Consider the following 22,611-nt stretch of genomic DNA (forward strand, 5'->3'; position numbering starts at 1 on the left):
ATTATTAAGTATGAGTGGCATTAGTTGTTAATAATATGCTGCTCATACCTTCTCCTCCTTTAGTGTTTAGCCAAGTGTTATTTTATAACGCATTGTCGCATTTATCTTTTTATAGACACATTATTTGATATTAGCAGCGTATGCTGTTGTTGCAACTCAAGTCTGTCTCGAACAAAAGGAAGATGTTCATGCCTATTACATTACCAATCAAACGACAATTTAAATTATCGCTAAAACTCTCTGGTGTTTTATTGGCGACAAGTATGTTTTCTGGCTGTGCATCTATGGCCGATTTTACCAATAGTGCCGATAGTTTTGTTATGTCAGAAGCGGCGCTCGAAGAAATGAATGCGGTAAATGCGGCGATGAATGCGGTAGAGATTTTATATCAACGTGGTCATAAACAAGAGCTTGCTTATTACTCACCGATTCATTTTAAAATAGCTGTTAAAAAACGTGAAAAATTATTGAAAATGTATGAAAGCTATACGCCTAATAACGGTGGTTGGTTTTCTAATTCGGGCAGTGAAGATATTGAAACTGAATCAGCGCTATTTGTTCAGAGTATAAATAAAGCATTTCAGGCTAAACTTATTACAGCACCATTGCTATCAACGATTCGTGACCATGATGAATTTATTCATAATGTCGATATGAATGGTTTTGAAGCACGCCTTAGAAAATTACGAGATTTGACTATTCAGTTTGCGAGCCTCATTGAAAATAGAGGCTCGGGGTTAGGTTTAGAACATCAAAAAATCAAATTAGAGCGTGATTATAAGGTGCTCGAAATTGATATAATAAAACGTAAAGTATTACGTTTACCAACGTCTGAATTTAATTTACTCGATCAGGAAATTATTCCAGAAAGCTACAATCGAGCACTGAATAGTTTATATAGTTTAGAGCGGTTAATTGAAACAGATCCGCGTGATAATACCGCGATTCAACAACAGTTAACAGCGAGTCACAATAAAATAAAACAGGCAGACAGTATTGCGAAAGAAGTGATTTGGGTTAAGTCGAGAATTGAAACATCGGCTGAGCGGGTCGTGATCAATTACCGTGACCACTTAAGCTCGTTAAATAGCTATTTAGGCACGGAAAATTTAACCTCATTGGATTTTCAATCACAGGTGAGTGGTATTAAAGATGCGGTTGCATCGAAATTATCACAACGAGACAAAGAAAAAGTACGCAATGATCAAGATTTACGAAATCAACTTGCAGAGTTAGGTCGTTTGTTAACGGGACAGGATATGAGTAAATACAGTATTCCTCAGCAAGTGGATAACCTTATTTTTGCTGCGCGTTCACTGGTTGATGAGAGTGTGGATACACCGTTAGCACAACGTTAATCGTGTCGTTATACCCAAATTATTTCAAGATGGGCACAAAACTATGTATTATCAGCTCATTTTGAAATTGTATTTATGCTGGCGTTACACTTAAAATAGTTGTTAGTGTATGACTGGCTCCTGCCGCCACTGTCACCGCATTTTTACCTATAATTGCAGGCTCTAAACAAAACATGGTTTGATAACCGTCATCAGACATATCCACAAATGCTTTTGCACCCGCTTCCCAAGGGTTCCAAACAACCATCGCATTGTTACCTTCGTTCTTGATCTTGATCTGATGCTGATGTTGTTTATCATTTAGTGTAATGACTGTGCTTGGGTTTTTATACACGATATCAATATAGCCATCTAATGTGCACGTTGTTTGAGTGTCATTATCTAACCCTGCAACGGAGACTGCATCAGGCTGTGAAATTTGGAAATAACTGTGTAATGCACCACCATAATCAAAACTGTGATTACCTGTGTTGTGGGTGGTGAGGTTTATCGTTAGTGTATCGCTGATAATAAACTCAACAATAAGGTTAAAGCTGTGTGGCCATAATCGTTTGCTTTCAGGACTTTCTGTTAGTTGTAAACGGATACGGCAGGCATTATTATTGCTTTTGCTCTCAAGTAATTGCCAATGATTATTCCGAGCAAAACCGTGAGAGGGGAAATCTTGTGTTTGTGCAAGTGGCTGTACTGTCGGGCTGTCCTTTGCTGGACCAAACCAAGGCCAGCAAATAGGTACGCCACCGCGGATCGCTTTTACACCGTTAAAAATAGCATCATCACTCATCCAGATAACAGGTGCTGAACTTGCCGGTGTGAAGCTAAGTAGATGCGCACCAAACAGACTGATATGTGCAGTCGCTTTTGGGTGTGCAACATGAAGATATTTAAGACCGTTACTTGTGACTAACTGAATGTGCTCAGTTAATTTAATTTGATCCGTGATTGTATTGCGATATGACATAAAGTCCCCAACATAGAAAAGGCGGCCTATTGGCCGCCTTTACATTATAATTCAATTAACTTTGAATTATTAATCAAGTTTGATTATTTAGCGCTCATCAGTAGGATTGCGTTATCTAACATACGGTTAGAGAAGCCCCACTCATTGTCGTACCAAGACATAACTTTAACAAGTTTACCTTGAACTTTAGTTTGAGTCGCATCAAAGTTAGATGTGTGTGCATCGTGGTTGAAGTCACTAGAAACTAGAGGCTCTAAATTAACAGCTAGTGCGCGCGCTAGGATTGGATCCGCAGCGACTGCATCAGTGATAAGTTGGTTGATTTCTTCTGGTGTTGTATCACGGCCAGCTTCAAACGTAAGGTCAACTAGAGATACGTTGATTGTTGGTACACGTACCGCCATTCCTTGGAATTTGCCTTGTAGTTCAGGAACTACTAGGCCTACAGCGGCAGCAGCACCAGTACCTGTTGGGATCATGTTTTGTGCAGCAGCACGAGCACGGTATAGATCTGTGTGATATACATCAGATAGACGTTGATCATTTGTGTAAGCATGAATAGTTGTCATCATACCGCTGACGATACCAACGCTGTCGTTTAAGATTTTAGCAATTGGAGCTAGGCAGTTAGTTGTACATGAAGCGTTTGAAACAACAGTCATGTCAGCAGTCAGTACGTCTTGGTTAACACCGTAAACGATAGTTGCATCTACATCTTTACCAGGTGCAGAAATAAGTACTTTCTTAGCGCCTGCATCAAGGTGTACTTGACATGCGTCTTTACTTGCGAAGATACCAGTACATTCTAGTACTACGTCAACTTCTAGTTCAGCCCAAGGCAAATCTTTTGGGTTGCGTTCTGAGAAAGTTTTGATACGGTCGCCGTTGATGATTAGTGCCTCAGCATCAAAATCAACAGTACCAGGGAAACGACCATGTGCAGTATCATATTTAGTTAGGTGAGCGTTGATTTTTGAATCACCTAGGTCGTTGATTGCAACGATTTCTAGGTCTTGTTCTTTACCACCTTCGTAGAATGCACGAAGTACGTTTCTGCCGATTCGACCATAACCATTGATTGCTACTTTAATTGTCATAACTTGTATCCATTAAATTAAATGTAAGTTTGAATTAATAATCTTGCTTGGTTGTAAATTTACAAGATTTTGATAGAAAGACAAGAATAAATACCAAAATGTATGCGTTGAATCACAAAATGTTGCAAATTTACGAAAATTAACTGATTTATGTCAATTATGTATGTTTTTTTGTACTATTTATTACAAAAGATAAATAATCTAGATCACAAATTGAGATCATAGACCGCTATATTGGCATGAATATTTCCCTGAAATGTTTTTGGGTTTCATTTGTAACCATGTAAAGTTCTGACTAAGTGTCTTATTTGTATCATTTTTTTAATCGATAGATAAAATCTAGATGCATTTGTTTGAATAATACAAATATTCACTTTAGTGGCGTATAGGCAAGCGTAGATAAAAAATAATTAACTGAATTATTGTTATACGGAGTATTCTCGCATCTTAATAGTGATAGCGTATAATGGTGCTAGGTTTACTATTTAAGGTGTCAAATGACAGCACAACACATTCTGCAATTAGGCCAAATGATTGGTCTTAGCTGTACCGAATTAAACGCCAATGGCGAAGAACAAGCGTTACCTGCAACGTTAATTACTCAAGCATTGGCTGATTTTGGTTTTACAGACGAATTAGACGTAAAACTAGAAGAAGAGATTAAGCAGTTTTGGCTACATGCATTACCACCGGTGATAATAGCGGATGAATCAGCGATAATTCAATTTGATCTGCATCTTCCTATTGAGTTTGTGACCGAAGATTTGATCTGGGAAATAAGAGCAAATCGAGCTGTCATTGAGACTGGTGAATTTACACCAATTGAATGGTCATTAAATGGTATTTATCATTTGCATGATATGGAAATGCAGAGCTACCAAATGAGTCTCGAGCAGCCGCTTGCTGTTGGTGTTTATCAATTGGTTATTCTTGACCAAGGCAGTGAAGAACCGTTAGGTGAGACTTGGGTATTTAATCCACCTACCACGTTAGCATCGGTTAATGTCGCTGTAGCGGAACCGACAACCGTGACTGCATTACCAACAACGGATGCATTACTGAGTCAATTGTACATACGCGCGCAGTCTAACTTGTCTGCTTTCGTTACTGATAACTCAGACGCAGAACTGTCCCTGCAAGCGCAATTGCAGCGTCATTTTAATGTCGAGAAAGAGCAAGGCGAATTTGCAACTACACTAAAAATCGTGAGCGAAACGGCAGCGCTTTATCAAACTCATTTAGCACAATATTTAGCTGCTTATGTTAATGATGGTATGACCGCGCCTCGACAAGAAACACAAACGGTTGAATGGCAAGATGCCAATCGTGACAGCTATGATTTTTACCTATGGTTATTAGTATCTGTAAATGACGAGAAGAACAGCGTCTCGCTATTACGCGATGTTAATTTTGCGAATGATAGCGCGAACTCAGGTACATTTACTGCTTGGTTATTAGCGGATTATGAACTAGCGCATTGCCAATTAGACAATGCATTGGTCAGTGGTGTTGTAAAAGGTATTAACAGTTATCAACTTCGCCAAGATAACTATGCGGCGTTTCGTGCGCTTATTGATTTTACGACGGTACAGTCAGCAGGGTTAGTGATTAATCAGCCATTATCGATTATGCAGCAATGGTTAACGCTTGGTGACGCTGGTATATGGCAGAATCATGAGTTTAATGAATTGCTGAGTATTATCTTATTAAGCTGCGAACGTCATGCTTGTGCTTGTTATTATCAAGCGGATAATGCACTGCCTGTCGAATTAACGGTTTATTTAGAAGGGCGTGGCATTCAACCGTTATCACTATAGCGGGTTAGCTTACTTACTGTACGTAACGGGTTTTAAAGCCTGACTGATGAGAGTATGTATTGATAGCTCTCGTCAGTAAATTCTTGATCTTCTATTTGTTCTGCAATCCTTGTTGCCAATATTTCTAAACGTGTCTTTTTAATTTGCGATATTTTGTTATGCGTGAATAGCGTCAGATTTATATTTTCAACCTCTAAAATAATAGCCACATGTGACCATAAATATGCGAGGTCATAATTTCTTTGATGCATATAAGCGGTGATTAACCCATATATAAGCTTTGTTGTCATCTCGTGATCATCGTCGAGTAGACGGATGCCTTTCAATAAATTAACAGCAGCTTTGTCGGTATTGTTGTCATAAATATTAGCAATGGCGAAATACAATACTGGATCATCAAAGCTTTGTTTTTTAGATAGAGCGATAAAGCGTCGTTTTGCCGCTTCATTATTATGAGTGACCCAGTGGTAATTGAGGATATACGGGTTATTGCTGTTAAGTGTCTGTTTTTCTAATGCCAGTAATTCATCATAAGTACTTAACATCGCCGAAACACGTAGGGTTTTTAATTCTGGGTGTGTTCTTGGCTCGATTAGCGCCGCAATTTTTATACATTCTTGATAAGTACTGAGGGATGTTAATAGTGAATACTGTGTTTGTTCTGTCTCATTCTGCTTTAGGTGAAAACGGGCAGTGATAAGACTATCTCTTTCTCTTTGACACCATTGATCTGAATTTAGATCTTGGCAGAGCGCATCATCATTTTCACATATAGTCACTACATGGCTCGGCTCGCCACAGGCTGCCAATAAACTAGCAATAGTAATAACTGGAATTAAACGACCAATAGAGAATAAACGATACATAAAAATAAGACTAAAACGAGTGATTTTGGAACACTACCACAGATTAAGTAATTGTGTCTAACTCCGCTTTTTAAATTACTCGGAGAGTTAAAACTATCGATGTTTGTGTTTAATTTATGCTTCATCGCCTCGGTCATAAAGTGAGCAAGCGGAAAAAGTAAAGCCGTTACTATTTCATTGTTAAATTTTTGTGTTTTGAATGAAAGCAAGAAAGTAAAAAAAGACCTAATTCACATGATTAATTGGTAAGTTAGTGGTTATTTTTGTATGATTACGTTATCTGATTGATTAAAAACCAGCCGTTAGTTAACCGACTGTTGTTTTAATGTTTCTTACATGTAGTTGTGATTAAAAGGGAAAAAAGATGCCATCTGAAAGTCATTTGTTGAACTGGCAAGAGAGCCAAGAACTCGCAGAATCTATGCTACCGTTGTTAGGAAAGCTGTACCGTAATAAAGGCGTTGAAGTATTAATTTACGGTCGTCCATTACAAAATGCCACAGCAATTGATCTCCAAAAAGCACACCGTGTAGTTAAACGTCATGAAGGACGTATATTACGCTTCACTGAAACTTTCCCATTACTGCAAATTATCAGTGAATTACCAATTAGCAATTCTCAAATTGATATCGGTCGTTTGGCTGTACGCTATTGGGCTGATAATGAAGATTCTACTGGTATCGACGCATTCTTACGTGCTGAATTAGCACCTGCATTAAATAACGATACTCAGCCTGAACCTCGTGATGTTGTTCTATATGGTTTTGGCCGTATTGGTCGTTTACTTGCGCGTTTACTTGTTGATAAAACAGGTGAGAGCAATCTATTACGTTTACGTGCAATTGTTGTACGTGGTGGTCCTGGCGATATTGAGAAGCGTGCTTCTTTATTACGTCGTGACTCTGTACATGGTCAGTTTAATGGCACTATTGATATTGATGAAGAAAACAATGCAATCATTGCTAATGGTACTTACATTAAGCTTCTTTATTCAAATGGCCCTGATCAAATCGATTACGCTGCGCACGGCATTAAGAATGCACTCGTAGTAGATAACACGGGTATTTGGCGTGATGCTGATGGTCTAGGTCTGCACTTAAAAGCCAAGGGTACAGAAAAAGTATTATTAACAGCTCCGGGTAAAGGCGATATTAAAAATATCGTTTACGGTGTTAACCATACTGATATCTTACCTGAAGATAAAATTGTATCAGCAGCAAGCTGTACAACGAATGCAATTACACCGGTACTGAAAACAATCCAAGATAGATATGGTATTGCGAACGGTCATGTTGAAACTGTGCATTCATATACCAATGATCAAAACTTGATTGATAACTTCCACAAAGGTGATCGTCGTGGCCGTGGTGCTGCAATGAACATGGTATTAACGTCTACAGGTGCAGCATCGGCTGTAGCAAAAGCACTGCCTGAATTAAAAGGTAAGCTGACTGGTAACGCAATCCGTGTACCTACACCAAACGTATCAATGGCAATCATTAACTTAAACCTTGAGAAAGAAGTTGAAAGAGAATCTCTAAACAGCTACTTACAAGAAATGTCGTTAAGTTCGTCATTACACAATCAAATTGATTTCAGTACGTCTAAAGAACTCGTATCAACAGACATGGTTGGTAGCCGCTTCTCTGGTATTGTTGATTCATTAGCAACGATTGCTGAAGGTAACCGCGCAGTATTATACGTTTGGTATGATAATGAGTTTGGTTATAGCTGCCAAGTATTACGCGTAATGCAAAAAATGGCTGGCATCGAGATGCACGAATTTGCATAAGTAAATCGTTTATTAAGCTTGTCCAGTAAGAACGTTATTAAGGAAGCCAATTGGCTTCCTTTTTTTATAGCAAACTCTGTTCGAATATGTAAATCGAGTAATACGCGAGCGCTGTTATAGTTTAAATCAGCGCGTATTTATAGTAGGGTTGCTGTATATTTTATTATTTAGCAGGGGACGCCCCTGAGCATTAACCAAGGACGTAAAGATGTCAGTTGATAAGTTACTTGAAAGCATGACCCCAGAAGTGTATGAAAAGCTTAGAACGGCGGTAGAGCTCGGTAAGTGGGAAAACGGTGTAGTATTGACATCGGCACAAAAAGATAGCTCACTGCAAGCTGTGATGTTATATCAGTCACGTTTCAATACTGAACCAGAGCATTTTACAATTGGTACTGATGGCGAAATTGCGATGCTTAAAAAAGCGGTATTAAAGCAACAATTCAGAGATGAAAAAGCAGCGCAGGAAGAAGAAATTTTACGCGTTGATGTTGAATGATCGATATGGGCTTGTAATCAGGTAACGGGCTGTGGATTATAAGATATTAAATCGTAGACCTAAAAAAACCAGCCTTACGCTGGTTTTTTTAGAGGCTCGTGATTAACGGGCACGGAAGACGATACGACCTTTAGATAAATCGTAAGGTGTTAGTGCTACAGTTACTTTATCACCAGTAAGAATTCGAATGTAGTTTTTACGCATTTTACCAGAGATATGCGCAGTAACAACGTGGCCGTTTTCTAATTCAACACGAAACATTGTGTTAGGAAGTGTATCTAGAACCGTACCTTGTAGTTCAATGCTGTCTTCTTTTGCCATGAGTCCTCTTAAAATTTAATTATAATAGCTATATTTGACCGCAAGATGATGCCAGATTTACACTGGTCTGTATATATTATAGGTAAGATATTTACGTTTTATTTTTAAAACGCTTTATTATTGACTCTTCGGCAGGATTAGCGCTGCCACTTTCCTGCCACTAAGCGCTCATGCGGGTTAAATTTAACCTTGTAATTCATCTTGCTACACTGGTCAATTTGATAGCCTAAATATAGCCATTGCTTGCCTGTCGACTTTGCTAATAAAAGCTGCTGTAAAATAGCATAGGTACCTAAGGAATTATGTAGAAAATCGGGGTCATAAAAGCAATACATGGCACTCATGCTATCAGCCATCACATCGGTGACAGCTACCGCGATAAGGGTGTCATTAAGATAGAACTCGAGAAAGGTGGGTGTTAACCAAGCGCTGGTAATAAAACCATCATATTGAGATTGGCTGGCGGGGAACATGGCGCCATCACTGTGTAAGGTATTAATGTAACGTTCGTACAATGGATAATAATCCGGCTGTGGCTGATGGCTAACCCGCATTTCAATGTGCTTATTTTTGTTGAGTAAGCGTTTTTGGCTTTTACTTGCCTTAAATAATTGGCAATCAATACGTATTGATTGGCAAGCCTGACATGTTTGACAGTGTGGTCGGTATACGTCATTACCACTGCGACGAAAGCCATTGAGTAATAAGACTTCATAACCCGCTTGGCTGTGTAATTCGTCATCTTGGACAACAAAAATTTGTTCTTGCTGTTCGCTAAGGTAACTGCAAGGCATTGGCGGTGTTAAGGCGACTTTAATCATATTATTGTGTCCTATGTACTGGCCTTATCTATTAAGTCTAATACAAGCGCTTGAGGCTGCCATAGATGTTGGTTCGCGGTTACGTCTCGGTTATTGAGTTGCTTGATAAATGTGTCACGACTAATTTCTGTTGCCCCTAATGAGGCCAAGTGTTCATTATGTAATTGGCAGTCGATCAGCTTACAGCCAATATCCGCCAGATGTTGCTGTAGACCGATGAAGGCGATCTTAGAGGCATCGGTAATAGTATGAAACATCGACTCTCCACAGAAAATATCGCCAATATATAAACCATATAAACCGCCAACTAATTGTTCGTCTTGCCAGACTTCAATAGAGTGTGCGAAACCCATTTCATGCAGTTGTAAATACGCATTTTGCATCGAATCTGTTATCCAAGTCTCACCTGAATAGCCACGAGGCTCTGCGCAAGATTCAATCACCTCTGCAAATGCATGGTTGATAGACAGGCTAAAATTTTGGCGACGATAAGATTTACGTAAGCTACGTGATATATGCATTGCACCTGGGGTTAATACCATGCGTTGACTCGGTGACCACCAAAGAATAGGCTGATCTTCTTCAAACCAAGGAAAGATACCTTGTTGATACGCATTTACAAGCCGCTCAGGGCTGAGATCGCCACCCATAGCAAGTAAACCATCGGGTTCGGTTAACGCGGTGTTGACTGGTGGAAAGTAAGCTAAGTCGTGATTAAGTTCAGGTAAATAGATTGGCATATAGGGGGATCTTGAAAAAGGAGGAGGCTTGAAAAAGGTGATACCTTGGGTATCACCTTAGCAGAATAAACGGATTAATCGCCTAATCCATCAAGAAAGCGCTCTGCATCTAATGCAGCCATACAGCCTGTACCAGCTGATGTAATTGCTTGACGGTAAATGTGATCTGATACATCACCCGCAGCAAATACACCTGGGATAGTGGTTTGCGTTGCGAAGCCTTCTGTGCCTGAATTTACTTTCAAGTAGCCATCTTTCATGGTTAATTGATCAGTGAATAAATCCGTGTTTGGCTGATGACCGATAGCGATAAAGGCACCCATTACATCAAGGTCGTTGGTTTCGTCAGTACGTGTATCACGCATACGGACACCGGTTACACCCATCTCATCACCTAATACTTCATCAAGTGTTTTGTTCAGGTGCAATGTGATATTACCGTTGGCTACTTTTTCTTGTAAGCGCTTAGTTAAGATCTTTTCACTGCGGAATTCTTCACGACGGTGAATTAAATGCACTTCAGATGCGATATTTGATAGATAAAGCGCTTCTTCAACAGCGGTATTACCACCACCAACAACTGCCACTTTTTGATTGCGGTAGAAGAAACCATCACAGGTCGCACAAGCTGATACGCCACGGCCTTTAAATGCTTCTTCTGAAGGTAGACCAAGGTATTTCGCTGATGCGCCAGTACAAATGATGAGTGCATCGCATGTGTACTCAACATCATTGCCTTTTAATTTAAATGGGCGCACTGATAAATCAACATCGTTGATATGATCAAAAATGATCTCTGCTTCAAAACGCTCTGCGTGTGCTTTCATTCGCTCCATCAGTGCAGGACCCGTTAGCCCTTCAGCATCACCCGGCCAGTTTTCAACTTCAGTCGTAGTGGTTAGCTGACCACCTTGCTGCATACCGGTGATTACTACAGGGTTTAGATTAGCACGGGCAGCATAAACTGCTGCGGTGTATCCTGCTGGACCTGAGCCTAATATAAGTAGACGGCAGTGTTTTGTATTACTCATTACGATTCCTTAATACCAATAATTGAGGTCAATTGTAAAAACTTTGTGGCCCGGGGTAAATAGGTGAGTAAAAATATAATTTTAAAATGCATAATAATGCAAAAATAGTGAAAACCGCGCTTCAGCTATATATTTTGTATATCGCCCCTTTCAATGGAATTAATGTTCTGTTAATGTCTATTTAAACCAACGAAACGTCTATTTTGATGGTTGGGACATAAAACATCGATGTTAGCCTATTGTTATGTAAGCAACGTCTTTGTAAATATTATGTTTCTCTAGAGACGGGAACACATAACATAAGCCTCGTAAATTGAATTATTGTAGGCTATTATAATCTTGGTTAGGATTTAGCTAGTACTTTAAGTTAGTTCTAACTATAGCGTATTCAAATGAATGGATTATTTGAAAAACAAAGTTTTACTGGGATGTAAAAGGGTGGAAATGATGATGGAAGTAAAAACTCGACCAATGAAGGAACTAGATCGAATCGACCGTAATATTCTTAATGAATTACAAAAAGACGGCCGAATTTCCAATGTAGAGTTGTCGAAGCGGGTAGGTTTAAGCCCTACACCGTGTTTAGAGCGTGTTCGACGCTTAGAACGCCAAGGATATATTACAGGTTATACCGCAATTCTAAATCCACAATTTCTGGATGCTTCATTGCTTGTTTTTGTTGAAATCACCTTAAATCGTGGTGCTGCTGATGTATTTGAGCAATTTAATAAAGCGGTTCAAGAGCTTGAAGAAATCCAAGAATGTCATTTAGTATCTGGCGACTTCGATTATTTATTAAAAACACGTGTATCTGATATGTCAGCTTACCGTCGTTTACTTGGTGAAACGTTATTACGTCTACCGGGTGTTAATGACACACGTACTTATGTTGTTATGGAAGAAGTAAAACAAAGTAACCGTTTAGTTATTAAAACGCGTTAATTGAACTTATAGCACATAATCTTTTAGCGTAATCCTAGATTAACGCAAATAAAGTGATAAATAATCAACAAGCGGCATATTGCCGCTTGTTTTGTTTCTAGCATTTATTTAAAGTTGATAGCTCATATACCCAAGTTACCTTCATTCGGTTTGCTGATTGTGCATCTTGCAGTAACTTAGGTATAGTAGATAACGTAAAACCGTCGCCTTCAAGAGTCATAAATCAAGATGAACAAATTTAATTTAGCTATTCCATCTAAATATCTTGCCCCATTATCAGGTATCCAGCGCGTTTTTGAAGTTGGATTCATTTTTTCTACCTTTATCGCTTGCTATGCAATGGTCGCATTAGTGACTTTTGATCCTGCAGACCCCTCATGGTCCCAAACTAGCTGGGAAGGCCCTGTAAAGAATGCCGCGGGCTCACTCGGAGCGTGGATGGGCGATGTTTTATTCTTCATTTTTGGTATTTATGCTTATGCAATACCACTTGCATTTGTATCATTGGCTTGGTTTACCTTTTGGCGTCCGAGACAACTTGATGAAATAGACTTTTTTACTGTTGGTTTACGCATGATTGGCGCATTATTGCTGTTAATTGGCGTTTGTGGACTGGCATCTGTTAATTTTGATGATCTTTATTACTTTTCATCAGGTGGTTTAATTGGAGATGTCGTTGAACAAGCGATCAGTGAGTTATTTGGTATATTGGGTTCAACACTTATTTTACTGAGCTTTGTTGCGATTGGTTTTACGCTGTTAACAGGGATATCCTGGTTAACAATTGTTGATATGCTTGGTGCGAGCGTGATTAATGCCTGCCAATTTGTTGTCGATAAAGTGAAAGAACTCAGTAATCGTCCTGCGAAAACAGAAGTAAATGAAGACGCGTTGGTATCTGAAGATGAATCTCAAATAAATAGACAGCATACTCCTACGCCGCAAACACGTATTCCCTCTGTAAATACTCAGGTTGAAAGCGAAAAAGTGATACCTGAACAAGCGGATAAATCACTGACCGATGAATATAATGATGACGCTAATATATCATTCACAGCCGTTGATGAACTTACATCACGCCAAGAGCCGTCAAACTCAGTATTCGATGTTGCTGAGTTTGAGCATATGCAGGACGACTACCCTGCTGATAATGATATTCAAACTGACAATCATGGTATTATCGAACCTAAAAACGTACATACGCAAAGCTTTAATAACCAGCGCGCTGAAGAATCGATTGTCGTAGAGCAAGGCACAGACCAGCAACGAGATGAACCAGTACTGGTACCTGTTTTCCATATTAATAATAACGGCACTGATAATGCCTTTGAAATTGTCGGAGACCAAGTTGTATCAACGAGTCCTCTGCAATTTAAAGAAAAATCATTAACCTTATTGCCGGGTTTAGAGTTATTAGATAAGCCAGACAAGAAAACCAATCCGATATCTCAAGCGGAACTTGACCATGTTGCGCGCTTAGTCGAAGAGAAATTACTCGAATTTAATATTAAAGCACAAGTTGTCGATGTACACCCCGGGCCAGTTATTACACGTTTCGAACTAAATTTAGCGCCCGGTATTAAAGTCAGCAAGATCTCGGCCTTATCGAAAGATTTAGCCCGCTCATTATCTGCAATGAGTGTACGTATTGTCGAAGTTATCCCGGGTAAATCGGTTATTGGTCTTGAACTGCCGAACAAGTATAGAGAAACCGTGTTTCTTTCTGATGTGATGTCGAGCCCATCGTTTACGGAAGCTAAATCAAAAACCTCAATGGTATTGGGGCATGATATTGCTGGTGATGCTGTGGTGGTTGATCTGGCTAAAATGCCACATCTATTGGTTGCGGGTACCACTGGCTCGGGTAAATCGGTTGGTGTGAACGTGATGATCATGAGTTTACTTTATAAGGCCTCGCCAGAAGAAGTACGTATGATCATGATCGATCCAAAAATGTTGGAACTTTCTGTGTACGAAGGTATCCCACATTTATTAACTGAAGTTGTTACCGACATGAAAGATGCGGCTAACGCGTTGCGCTGGTGTGTGGGTGAGATGGAACGTCGTTATAAATTATTATCAGCCGTAGGCGTTCGTAACCTTGCTGGTTTTAATAGCAAAATACAAAAAGCGATTGATGCTGGGCAGCCAATACTGGATCCATTATGGAAGCCGGGCGATAGTATGGATGAGACGGCACCAGCGTTGATTAAGCTGCCTGCGATTGTGGTGATTGTGGATGAATTTGCCGATATGATGATGATTGTCGGTAAAAAAGTTGAAGAGTTAATCGCACGTATTGCCCAAAAAGCGCGTGCTGCGGGTATCCATTTAATCTTAGCAACCCAGCGTCCTTCTGTTGATGTGATCACGGGGTTAATTAAAGCGAATATTCCAACGCGTATTGCGTTCCAAGTATCAAGTAAGATTGACTCTCGTACCATTCTTGATCAAGGCGGTGCTGAGACACTATTAGGTATGGGTGATATGTTGTATCAGCCAGCCGGTACCAGTGTGCCAATTCGTGTTCATGGTGCATTTGTTGACGACCATGAAGTGCATCGTGTTGTAGCGGATTGGAAATTACGTGGCGAACCGAATTATGTCGATGAAATTTTACATGGTGAAGCGACGGCTGATACCTTACTACCCGGTGAAGTCGCTGAAGGTTCATCTGATGTTGATGAGTTATTTGACCAAGCGGTATATCATGTCACAGAAACACGCCGAGGTTCAGTATCGGGCGTACAACGTAAATTTAAAATCGGTTATAACCGTGCAGCACGTATCGTCGAAGAGATGGAAGTGCAGGGCATTGTGAGTTCACCTGGACATAACGGTAATCGAGAAGTATTGGCGCCACCGCCTCCGAAGGATTAATTTATGAAACAGAAAATATCACTAAAAAAAATCGTAGCAACTGCAGTACTCATGACTGCATCAATGCTAACGCACGCACAAAGTGTTAAAGAAGAGCTACAAGGTCAACTTGCTCAGTTAAAACCATTTAGTGCTGACTTTACACAAACGGTTACGTCCGCTGAGGGGGATAACTTATCGACAGCGCAAGGATCTATGCAATTGCAACGCCCGAATCAGTTTCGTTGGGAGACTGTGTCACCTGATGAGCAATTGATCGTATCGAACGGTGAAAGTTTGTGGTTTTACAATCCGTTTGTTGAACAAGTTAGTATTTACTCACTTAAAGATGCGATTGCAAATACACCCTTTATGTTAATTGCAGGCTCAGAGCAAGCTGCATGGGAAAATTATCGAGTAACTAAAAAGGCGGGTATGTATACTGTTATCACGCCTAATGATCCTGCTGCGGCTGTATTCACTTTACAATTTAAGCAAGGTGAAATGTCACAATTCTCGGTACAAGAGCAACAAGGTCAACATAGCCAGTTTGTGTTAACAAATCATAAGACAATGAATAAGATGGATCCTGCGTTGTTTAACTTTATTATCCCGGAAGATACAGATATAGATGATCAACGCTAATGAATAATACGATGTCACTTGATTTTAGTCCTGATTTCCAACCTTTAGCAGCCAGAATGCGACCAGAAAAAATGTCGCAATATATTGGTCAAACTCATATCCTTGGTGAGGGGAAGCCTTTACATCGTGCATTACTGGCTGGTCATGCTCACTCGATGATTTTATGGGGGCCTCCTGGTACAGGTAAAACCACGATCGCAGAGATGATTGCCCATTACTGTGATGCCAGAGTAGAACGAGTACATGCCGTTACATCGGGTATTAAAGATATTCGTTTAGCGATAGAAAAAGCCAAAGATAATGCTATCCAAGGCTATCGCACCATTTTATTTGTGGATGAAGTACATCGCTTTAATAAAAGCCAGCAAGATGCATTTTTACCACATATCGAAGATGGCACCATTATCTTTATCGGCGCGACGACCGAAAACCCGTCATTTGAATTAAACAACGCATTATTATCACGTGCGCGTGTTTATGTGTTGAAAAAGTTAACTGCTAACGAGATCCAACAAGTCGTAGATCAAGCTCTGACTGATACGCGTGGTCTTGCGAATGTTAAATTTAATTTTGCGCCTAGTGTGAAAGAAAAGCTCTGTGAGTTAGCTGATGGCGATGCCAGAAAGAGCCTTAATTATCTCGAGCTATTAAATGATATGGCAGAAGACGAAGGGCAAGGCAAATTTATCACCCTTGAAAGGCTGATGTCTGTTGTGGGTCGTAAAGTAAATAGTTTTGATAACAAAGGTGAGCTTTATTACGATCTGATGTCAGCCCTACACAAATCAATTCGTGGTTCATCACCCGATGCCGCCTTGTATTGGTTTGCACGTATGCTGGCTGGTGGTTGTGACCCACTACACGTAGCACGACGTTTACTTGCGATTGCGTCAGAAGATATCGGTAATGCGGACCCAAGGGCAATGCAAGTTGCTGTGTCAGCATGGGACTGTTTTAGTCGTATTGGTGCATATGAAGGTGAGCGTGCGATTGCACAAGCGATTGTTTACCTTGCGTCAGCAGCAAAGAGTAACTCGGTTTATACCGCCTTTACTCAAGCGAAAATGTTAGTACAAGAACAACCTGATTTTGATGTGCCGATGCACTTACGCAATGCGCCGACGAAGCTAATGTCCGATCTTGGTTATGGGGATGACTATCGTTATGCCCATGATGAAGTCGGGGCGTACGCATCCGGGGAATGTTATATGCCGGAAGCATTACAAGGCACTAAGTTATATCATCCTGTAGACCGCGGTGTTGAAAAGCAAATTAAGCAAAAACTTGATTACTTGCATCAGCTCGATATCAATAGTCCAAGACAACGTTATAAATAAACATGGTGCTATTAATTAATAAACACAGAACTATCAATTAATAAAGCAGGGTACTACCAATGAATAATTTTGCATTATACGGTTTTGTTGCACTTGGCGGAGCAACAGGTGCGGTATTACGGACTGTTATTGCCCAAGCCGCAACGGCGGTACTGGGTAAGGGCTTTCCTTTTGGTACACTAATCGTTAATATTTTAGGTTCGTTATTGATGGGCGTATTGTTCGCCCTACTTGATGATAACATCATTGCAGAAACACCTTGGCGCCAACTTATCGGTTTAGGCTTCTTAGGTGCATTGACGACATTTTCGACATTTTCGATGGATTCATTGTTGCTATTACAAGATGGTCAGTGGTTAAAAGCAGGGCTAAATGTATCTTTAAACGTATTCGTGTGTATTTTTGTTGCATATTTAGGTATGCGCTTAGTATTTCGAGCATAAAGACCCGTTTTTTAACTATAAATACGTGATGAAAGTGTAAAATCACGTTAAAATAATACGTATAAACAATACCAACAGATATTTCTATCTAAGAGCCAGTAACGTGCTTTTAGGTTTAAATTAAACAAGCAGAGTAGGTAAAGAATGTTAGATCCTAAATTTCTTCGCGCAGACTTAGAAGAAGCTAAACAGCGTTTAGCAAGCCGTGGTTTTGAACTAGACGTTGATACGATTAAATCGTTAGAAGAACAGCGTAAAGCATTACAGATCCGTACAGAGCAATTACAAAATGATCGTAACGTACGTTCTAAATCCATTGGTAAAGCAAAAGCAAGTGGTGAAGATATTCAGCCACTATTAGCTGAAGTTGGCAAATTAGGTGAAGAACTTGATGCGGCAAAATTAGAGCTTACTGAGTTATTAGCTCAAATCGAAGCAATTGCATTATCGCTGCCAAACCTACCACATCCATCTGCACCACTAGGTAAAGATGAAGATGACAATGTAGAGCTAAAGCGTTGGGGTCAACCAAAAGAATTTGATTTTGAAATTAAAGATCACGTTGATGTAGGCGAAGCGCTTGGCGGTCTAGATTTTAAAAACGCAGTTAAAATTACCGGTTCACGTTTCATCGTTATGCGTGGCCAAATTGCCCGTATGCACCGTGCTATCGCGCAGTTCATGCTGGATACGCACACTGAAGAACATGGTTATACAGAATTATATGTACCTTACCTTGTTAACACTGATTCGTTATACGGTACGGGTCAATTACCAAAGTTTGGTGAAGATCTGTTCCACATTAAGCCAGCAACAGAAGAAGGCCAAGGTTTAAGCCTGATCCCTACTGCTGAAGTACCTGTGACGAATACGGCACGTGATACCATTACTGACGAAGCTGATTTGCCAGTACGTTTGACTGCTCATACGCCTTGTTTCCGTAGTGAAGCGGGTTCTTATGGTCGTGATACACGTGGTCTAATTCGTCAACATCAGTTTGATAAAGTAGAAATGGTGCAATTAGCACACCCTGAAAAATCATACGAAGCACTTGAAGAGATGCGTCAGCACGCTGAAAACATCTTAATCAAACTTAACTTACCATACCGTGTAGTCACATTGTGTACGGGTGATATGGGCTTTGGCGCAGCGAAAACATACGATCTAGAAGTATGGGTTCCAGCACAGAAAACGTATCGTGAAATCTCTTCAATATCAAACTGTGAAGATTTCCAAGCTCGTCGTCTACACGCGCGTACGCGTCTTAAAGACAATAAGAAGCCGGTACTACTACATACACTAAACGGTTCAGGTTTAGCGGTAGGTCGTACGTTAGTTGCGATTCTAGAGAACTATCAGTTAGAAGATGGCCGTGTTGAAGTGCCTGAAGTATTACAAGGCTACATGGGTGGCCTAACACACATGGGTTAATCAGTTTAATGACGGGTAGTTTTGCTACTCGGTTATGAATGATGAGCTTAATAAAAAGCCTCACTTAGTTATTGCTAAGTGAGGCTTTTTTTTGTGGTCATTAACGTCGCACTTGCGATTAATCAGAGGCCTACAGACATTTAGCCGGTTTAGGTAATCCCGCTATCTTAGTTGCTTGCTTAGCAGGGCCTTTCGGGAACAGTTTATATAAATAGATACTGTTGCCTTTATCTGCACCTAGTTTCTTCGCCATTGCTTTCACTAATGCGCGGATAGCAGGGGAGGTATTGTATTCAAGGTAAAAATTACGCACGAAATGAACGACCTCCCAATGAGGGGGACTAAGGCTGATACCTTCTTGCTCAGCAATAATCGGCGCAAGTGCTTCACTCCAATCGCTAGAGTTAAGTAAATAACCCAGTTTGTCGGTTGCGATTTCTTGTTCATTGATAATTAACATAGGCATAAACTAATCGTAGAGGGAAAACAAAAAAGCCTCGTCAAACGAGGCTTTTTACTATGTATCAATATAACTTAATTTCTTATGCCGCAGTATAACTTAAATCAATTCTGCATGAGTAGCATTTAAATTAACGCGACTTAACTAATACGGCGTTATATTTACTTTATTCACTAACAACGAGATTAGTCGTCGCTACTCATAATACCTAAGATTTGTAATAAGCTAACAAAGATATTATAGAGTGATAGAAAGATAGTGACAGTCGCTGAGATGTAGCTTGTTTCACCACCATGAATGATTGAGCTTGTTTGCATCAAGATCGCAGCCGATGAAAACAGAATGAACATTGCACTGATTGCAAGGCTAAGCGCTGGAATTTGTAAGAAGATGTTACCAATCATAGCCACGATAAGTACCACAAAACCAGCCATCATCATGCCATTAAGGAAAGACATATCCTTCTTTGTTGTTAACACATAGGCAGACAGAGCAAAGAACGTAAATGCAGTACCAGCAAATGCCATTACCACAATGTCACCCATACCGGCACTTATGTATCGGTTAATTAATGGACCAACGGTATAGCCTAAGAAACCGGTGAACAAGAATACAAATAGAATACCCATTGAATTGTTACGGTTCTTTTCTGTTAGGTACATTAAACCATACACACCAACTAGGGTAATGATGAAACCTGGAGAAGGTAAGTTTAATGTAACTACTGCGCCAGCAACTAACGCTGAAAACGCTAGCGTCATCGCTAATAGCATATAGGTATTTTTAAGTACCTTATTCGTCGCGAGTACGCTTGCTTGCGACTGAGTCTGAATCGTACGTTGTTGCATTGTGTCTTTTCCTTAAATAATTAACACTGCTTGTTAGAGTAGTAGTATACCCTAAAGTTCCGACATAATATGACGATGTAGTTAATTTATAGCCAAATAAGTTAAAAACAAGCCTTTCTGTTTAAAAATGTGATTAAATTTCAAAAACACTTTATCTTTAGATAAAACGCTGTATTATACGCTCCATTGCTGCGGAGGGGTGGCAGAGTGGCCGAATGCACTGGTCTTGAAAACCAGCAGGGGTTAATAGCTCCTCGAGAGTTCAAATCTCTCCTCCTCCGCCATCTATATAGAGAAAGGCGCTATCTGAAAAGGTAGCGCCTTTTTTGCATTTTAGCATCCCTCATCTATCTAATTTTGACAGTGAATATTCTCACGATTTTGGTTTAGCCGAACTTCTTGCTTTACTCGCATATTGTGTCGTTTCGTTAACATAACGTTTATTTATCTTTATCCATATCAATTCGCACACTCTATTTGTTGGATTACAGTGCGAAGCGAGTGAAAAGTAAACGGTCAGGTCGTTGGACGTGTTTTTTTAGCTTCTAGATATTTACAACGCTCAATCATATCTCTACTATACGTTCATTGCTGCGGAGGGGTGGCAGAGTGGCCGAATGCACTGGTCTTGAAAACCAGCAGGGGTTAATAGCTCCTCGAGAGTTCAAATCTCTCCTCCTCCGCCATCTATATAGAGAAAGGCGCTATCTGAAAAGGTAGCGCCTTTTTTGCATCTTAAGCCTTATTCTTCTTTCATCACGCCACTGCTTCTTTGCCATTATTCTTCAGTGTAGTTTATTCCCACCGTTATTCTCGGATAAACATATCGAATCTGATATTTTTTAAACACTTGCTTTACGCTGTCGCTAGGAAGTTGATCAAGTTGGTTTTATTTTGTGCGAAGTTTGAAGGTTTGGTCTTTTTACTTTACAACTGGACGCTGTATCTCTATTATACGCTCCATTGCTGCGGAGGGGTGGCAGAGTGGCCGAATGCACTGGTCTTGAAAACCAGCAGGGGTTAATAGCTCCTCGAGAGTTCAAATCTCTCCTCCTCCGCCATCTATATAGAGAAGCCGGTACTTATTTATTTGAGTACCGGCTTTTTGCTATTTGGTATTATTTAATCTCTCTAATTTATTCAGTTTCTTCAAGCTGTGCGGCACGTTGTGCATTCCATCGTTTTCGTTGTTCGTAGTAATAATCCCAAACACAAGGGCAGCAAGCGCCACCACCACAACAATCATCATCTGCGGGTGGGTAGGGTTTTTCTATTAACTGTGGTTGCGGTTTTTCCATTGATTTATCCTTTTCGCTAGCGATAGACAAAATGTAACATATTTTCAATGGCACTGATCAAATCAGTGGTGGTTAATTAATAAGCTGTATTATCAATAATAAAAATGTATAAGGCCTTTATATAGATATATAAAGGCCTTATACATAGCTTGATATTTCATGTTTTTTTAGTAACTATGTTTATTTTGCTAACTGAACCGCATTTTAGCTTTAAAGTAATATAGTTATTAAATTATTGATATATAATGCCATATTATTATTTTGTATAAATATATTAGCTTCTATGGTTAACTTAAGCGTAAAAATAACAACCTATTTTTGGCCATCTAATGTATTATGTTCTTTAGAAATTATGTGTATGCGGAGATATTCTTTTGATTAATGTATTCCTTGTCGATGATCACGAATTAGTCCGTACCGGGATTCGCCGAATTCTTGAAGATGTACGTGGTATTAAAGTCGTGGGTGAAGTTTCATGCGGAGAGGATGCCGTTCAGTTTTGTCGAGAAAATCAACCTGATGTGATCTTGATGGATATGAACATGCCAGGTATTGGCGGATTAGAAGCTACTCGCAAAATTTTACGGAACAATGCTGATATTAAAATTATCGTATTAACGATACACACGGAAGAACCATTCCCAAGCAAAGTAATGCAAGCTGGTGGTGCAGGCTATTTAACTAAAAGTGCAGCACCTGACGAAGTGTTAAGTGCAATTCGTAAAGTACATAGTGGTCAGCGTTATATTGCACCTGAAATTGCACAACAGATGGCATTAAGTCAATTTTCGTCTGCAGATGAAAACCCTTTCCAAAGTCTGTCAGAGCGTGAATTACAAATCATGATGATGATTACGAAAGGGCAACGAGTGGTCGATATTGCCGAACAATTACACCTTAACTCTAAGACGGTTAATGCTTATCGCTATCGCCTATTCAGTAAGCTTAATATTAATGGTGACGTAGAACTGACTCACCTTGCGATCAGGCACGGTATCTTAGATGCAGATACACTATAATCAAGCATGACCTTACTTAATTTAAA

General features: G+C 39.8%; 21 protein-coding genes and 3 tRNA genes. 14 read left to right on the forward strand and 10 right to left on the reverse strand.

Features of this window, described 5'->3' with window-relative positions; all coding sequences use genetic code 11:
* Positions 1-188: 188 nt before the first annotated feature.
* Positions 189-1,358: a hypothetical protein gene (locus AKG98_RS01200; protein ID WP_228140175.1), complete on the forward strand. Its 1,170-nt coding sequence runs from the start codon at positions 189-191 to the stop codon at positions 1,356-1,358.
* A gap of 73 nt (positions 1,359-1,431) precedes the next feature.
* Here the strand turns inward: AKG98_RS01200 and AKG98_RS01205 are convergent, their stop codons facing one another.
* Positions 1,432-2,319, reverse strand: a complete 888-nt coding sequence (locus AKG98_RS01205; protein WP_067040138.1) for a D-hexose-6-phosphate mutarotase — start codon at positions 2,317-2,319, stop codon at positions 1,432-1,434.
* An 83-nt stretch (positions 2,320-2,402) separates the two neighbouring features.
* A complete protein-coding gene (gene gap / locus AKG98_RS01210; RefSeq protein ID WP_067040141.1) occupies positions 2,403-3,416 on the reverse strand; it encodes a type I glyceraldehyde-3-phosphate dehydrogenase in 1,014 nt (337 codons plus the stop codon).
* Positions 3,417-3,913: 497 nt separating this feature from the next.
* Here gap and AKG98_RS01215 point away from each other — a divergent pair, with 497 nt between their 5' ends.
* Positions 3,914-5,233 (forward strand): hypothetical protein, encoded by a 1,320-nt coding sequence (locus tag AKG98_RS01215; protein WP_067040144.1) that lies wholly within the window; start codon positions 3,914-3,916, stop codon positions 5,231-5,233.
* A 32-nt stretch (positions 5,234-5,265) separates the two neighbouring features.
* Here the strand turns inward: AKG98_RS01215 and AKG98_RS01220 are convergent, their stop codons facing one another.
* Complete coding sequence (locus AKG98_RS01220) at positions 5,266-6,099, reverse strand: DUF2989 domain-containing protein (protein WP_067040147.1); 834 nt, start codon at positions 6,097-6,099, stop codon at positions 5,266-5,268.
* A 364-nt stretch (positions 6,100-6,463) separates the two neighbouring features.
* Between AKG98_RS01220 and AKG98_RS01225 the strand changes: the two genes are divergently transcribed.
* Positions 6,464-7,891 carry a glyceraldehyde-3-phosphate dehydrogenase gene (locus tag AKG98_RS01225; RefSeq protein ID WP_067040149.1) on the forward strand — a complete coding sequence of 476 codons (1,428 nt, stop codon included), beginning with the start codon at positions 6,464-6,466 and terminating at the stop codon, positions 7,889-7,891.
* A 208-nt stretch (positions 7,892-8,099) separates the two neighbouring features.
* A complete protein-coding gene (locus AKG98_RS01230) occupies positions 8,100-8,390 on the forward strand; it encodes a YeaC family protein (protein WP_067040153.1) in 291 nt (96 codons plus the stop codon).
* Positions 8,391-8,492: 102 nt separating this feature from the next.
* On the opposite strand, the gene infA is transcribed toward AKG98_RS01230, so the two are convergent.
* The 4 genes from infA to trxB form a co-directional block, all read right to left on the reverse strand.
* On the reverse strand, positions 8,493-8,711 hold the full coding sequence (gene infA / locus AKG98_RS01235) for a translation initiation factor IF-1 (protein ID WP_006032603.1): 219 nt from the start codon (positions 8,709-8,711) through the stop codon (positions 8,493-8,495).
* 137 nt (positions 8,712-8,848) lie between these two features.
* Complete coding sequence (locus AKG98_RS01240) at positions 8,849-9,532, reverse strand: arginyltransferase (RefSeq protein WP_067040156.1); 684 nt, start codon at positions 9,530-9,532, stop codon at positions 8,849-8,851.
* An 11-nt stretch (positions 9,533-9,543) separates the two neighbouring features.
* Positions 9,544-10,272 (reverse strand): leucyl/phenylalanyl-tRNA--protein transferase, encoded by a 729-nt coding sequence (gene aat / locus AKG98_RS01245; RefSeq protein ID WP_067040159.1) that lies wholly within the window; start codon positions 10,270-10,272, stop codon positions 9,544-9,546.
* Between the two features lie 74 nt (positions 10,273-10,346).
* Positions 10,347-11,303, reverse strand: coding sequence for a thioredoxin-disulfide reductase (gene trxB / locus AKG98_RS01250; RefSeq protein WP_067040162.1), 957 nt, complete (start codon positions 11,301-11,303; stop codon positions 10,347-10,349).
* Between the two features lie 447 nt (positions 11,304-11,750).
* Here trxB and lrp point away from each other — a divergent pair, with 447 nt between their 5' ends.
* From lrp to serS, 6 genes are all read left to right on the forward strand, one after another.
* On the forward strand, positions 11,751-12,245 hold the full coding sequence (lrp, locus tag AKG98_RS01255) for a leucine-responsive transcriptional regulator Lrp (protein WP_019440948.1): 495 nt from the start codon (positions 11,751-11,753) through the stop codon (positions 12,243-12,245).
* 228 nt (positions 12,246-12,473) lie between these two features.
* A complete protein-coding gene (locus AKG98_RS01260) occupies positions 12,474-15,125 on the forward strand; it encodes a DNA translocase FtsK (protein ID WP_067040165.1) in 2,652 nt (883 codons plus the stop codon).
* 3 nt (positions 15,126-15,128) lie between these two features.
* Positions 15,129-15,749: an outer membrane lipoprotein chaperone LolA gene (gene lolA, locus AKG98_RS01265; protein ID WP_067040168.1), complete on the forward strand. Its 621-nt coding sequence runs from the start codon at positions 15,129-15,131 to the stop codon at positions 15,747-15,749.
* The gene (locus tag AKG98_RS01270) at positions 15,749-17,086 is read left to right on the forward strand and encodes a replication-associated recombination protein A (RefSeq protein WP_067040171.1); all 1,338 of its coding nucleotides are present in this window, start codon (positions 15,749-15,751) and stop codon (positions 17,084-17,086) included. The genes lolA and AKG98_RS01270 overlap by 1 nt, the downstream gene beginning before the upstream one ends.
* 59 nt (positions 17,087-17,145) lie before the next feature.
* Positions 17,146-17,529, forward strand: coding sequence for a fluoride efflux transporter CrcB (crcB, locus tag AKG98_RS01275; RefSeq protein WP_067040174.1), 384 nt, complete (start codon positions 17,146-17,148; stop codon positions 17,527-17,529).
* Between the two features lie 144 nt (positions 17,530-17,673).
* Positions 17,674-18,960, forward strand: coding sequence for a serine--tRNA ligase (gene serS, locus AKG98_RS01280; protein ID WP_067040176.1), 1,287 nt, complete (start codon positions 17,674-17,676; stop codon positions 18,958-18,960).
* Between the two features lie 130 nt (positions 18,961-19,090).
* Here the strand turns inward: serS and AKG98_RS01285 are convergent, their stop codons facing one another.
* On the reverse strand, positions 19,091-19,420 hold the full coding sequence (locus tag AKG98_RS01285) for a TusE/DsrC/DsvC family sulfur relay protein (RefSeq protein WP_067040179.1): 330 nt from the start codon (positions 19,418-19,420) through the stop codon (positions 19,091-19,093).
* Between the two features lie 185 nt (positions 19,421-19,605).
* Positions 19,606-20,268, reverse strand: coding sequence for a Bax inhibitor-1/YccA family protein (locus AKG98_RS01290; protein WP_067040182.1), 663 nt, complete (start codon positions 20,266-20,268; stop codon positions 19,606-19,608).
* A gap of 193 nt (positions 20,269-20,461) precedes the next feature.
* On the opposite strand from AKG98_RS01290, the gene AKG98_RS01295 reads away from it, so the two are divergent.
* The 3 genes from AKG98_RS01295 to AKG98_RS01305 all read left to right on the forward strand — a co-directional run bounded on the left by AKG98_RS01295 (position 20,462) and on the right by AKG98_RS01305 (position 21,329).
* Positions 20,462-20,552 (forward strand) — tRNA-Ser (locus tag AKG98_RS01295).
* A 311-nt stretch (positions 20,553-20,863) separates the two neighbouring features.
* Positions 20,864-20,954: transfer RNA gene (locus tag AKG98_RS01300), tRNA-Ser, on the forward strand.
* A 284-nt stretch (positions 20,955-21,238) separates the two neighbouring features.
* Positions 21,239-21,329 (forward strand) — tRNA-Ser (locus AKG98_RS01305).
* Between the two features lie 75 nt (positions 21,330-21,404).
* On the opposite strand, the gene AKG98_RS21780 is transcribed toward AKG98_RS01305, so the two are convergent.
* Positions 21,405-21,566, reverse strand: a complete 162-nt coding sequence (locus AKG98_RS21780; RefSeq protein WP_083543850.1) for an oxidoreductase-like domain-containing protein — start codon at positions 21,564-21,566, stop codon at positions 21,405-21,407.
* A 374-nt stretch (positions 21,567-21,940) separates the two neighbouring features.
* Here AKG98_RS21780 and uvrY point away from each other — a divergent pair, with 374 nt between their 5' ends.
* The gene (gene uvrY / locus AKG98_RS01310; protein WP_067040185.1) at positions 21,941-22,585 is read left to right on the forward strand and encodes a UvrY/SirA/GacA family response regulator transcription factor; all 645 of its coding nucleotides are present in this window, start codon (positions 21,941-21,943) and stop codon (positions 22,583-22,585) included.
* The last annotated feature ends 26 nt before the right edge of the window (positions 22,586-22,611 follow it).

Source organism: Moritella sp. JT01 (genome assembly GCF_001574435.1).
GTDB lineage: Bacteria > Pseudomonadota > Gammaproteobacteria > Enterobacterales > Moritellaceae > Moritella.

Bases quoted from the DNA above. Each gene is read 5' to 3' on its own strand.
- AKG98_RS01200 (WP_228140175.1), top strand. From the start codon at position 189: ATGCCTATTACATTACCAATCAAACGACAATTTAAATTATCGCTAAAA.
- AKG98_RS01205 (WP_067040138.1), bottom strand. From the start codon at position 2,319: ATGTCATATCGCAATACAATCACGGATCAAATTAAATTAACTGAGCAC.
- gap (WP_067040141.1), bottom strand. From the start codon at position 3,416: ATGACAATTAAAGTAGCAATCAATGGTTATGGTCGAATCGGCAGAAAC.
- AKG98_RS01215 (WP_067040144.1), top strand. From the start codon at position 3,914: ATGACAGCACAACACATTCTGCAATTAGGCCAAATGATTGGTCTTAGC.
- AKG98_RS01220 (WP_067040147.1), bottom strand. From the start codon at position 6,099: ATGTATCGTTTATTCTCTATTGGTCGTTTAATTCCAGTTATTACTATT.
- AKG98_RS01225 (WP_067040149.1), top strand. From the start codon at position 6,464: ATGCCATCTGAAAGTCATTTGTTGAACTGGCAAGAGAGCCAAGAACTC.
- AKG98_RS01230 (WP_067040153.1), top strand. From the start codon at position 8,100: ATGTCAGTTGATAAGTTACTTGAAAGCATGACCCCAGAAGTGTATGAA.
- infA (WP_006032603.1), bottom strand. From the start codon at position 8,711: ATGGCAAAAGAAGACAGCATTGAACTACAAGGTACGGTTCTAGATACA.
- AKG98_RS01240 (WP_067040156.1), bottom strand. From the start codon at position 9,532: ATGATTAAAGTCGCCTTAACACCGCCAATGCCTTGCAGTTACCTTAGC.
- aat (WP_067040159.1), bottom strand. From the start codon at position 10,272: ATGCCAATCTATTTACCTGAACTTAATCACGACTTAGCTTACTTTCCA.
- trxB (WP_067040162.1), bottom strand. From the start codon at position 11,303: ATGAGTAATACAAAACACTGCCGTCTACTTATATTAGGCTCAGGTCCA.
- lrp (WP_019440948.1), top strand. From the start codon at position 11,751: ATGATGGAAGTAAAAACTCGACCAATGAAGGAACTAGATCGAATCGAC.
- AKG98_RS01260 (WP_067040165.1), top strand. From the start codon at position 12,474: ATGAACAAATTTAATTTAGCTATTCCATCTAAATATCTTGCCCCATTA.
- lolA (WP_067040168.1), top strand. From the start codon at position 15,129: ATGAAACAGAAAATATCACTAAAAAAAATCGTAGCAACTGCAGTACTC.
- AKG98_RS01270 (WP_067040171.1), top strand. From the start codon at position 15,749: ATGAATAATACGATGTCACTTGATTTTAGTCCTGATTTCCAACCTTTA.
- crcB (WP_067040174.1), top strand. From the start codon at position 17,146: ATGAATAATTTTGCATTATACGGTTTTGTTGCACTTGGCGGAGCAACA.
- serS (WP_067040176.1), top strand. From the start codon at position 17,674: ATGTTAGATCCTAAATTTCTTCGCGCAGACTTAGAAGAAGCTAAACAG.
- AKG98_RS01285 (WP_067040179.1), bottom strand. From the start codon at position 19,420: ATGTTAATTATCAATGAACAAGAAATCGCAACCGACAAACTGGGTTAT.
- AKG98_RS01290 (WP_067040182.1), bottom strand. From the start codon at position 20,268: ATGCAACAACGTACGATTCAGACTCAGTCGCAAGCAAGCGTACTCGCG.
- AKG98_RS21780 (WP_083543850.1), bottom strand. From the start codon at position 21,566: ATGGAAAAACCGCAACCACAGTTAATAGAAAAACCCTACCCACCCGCA.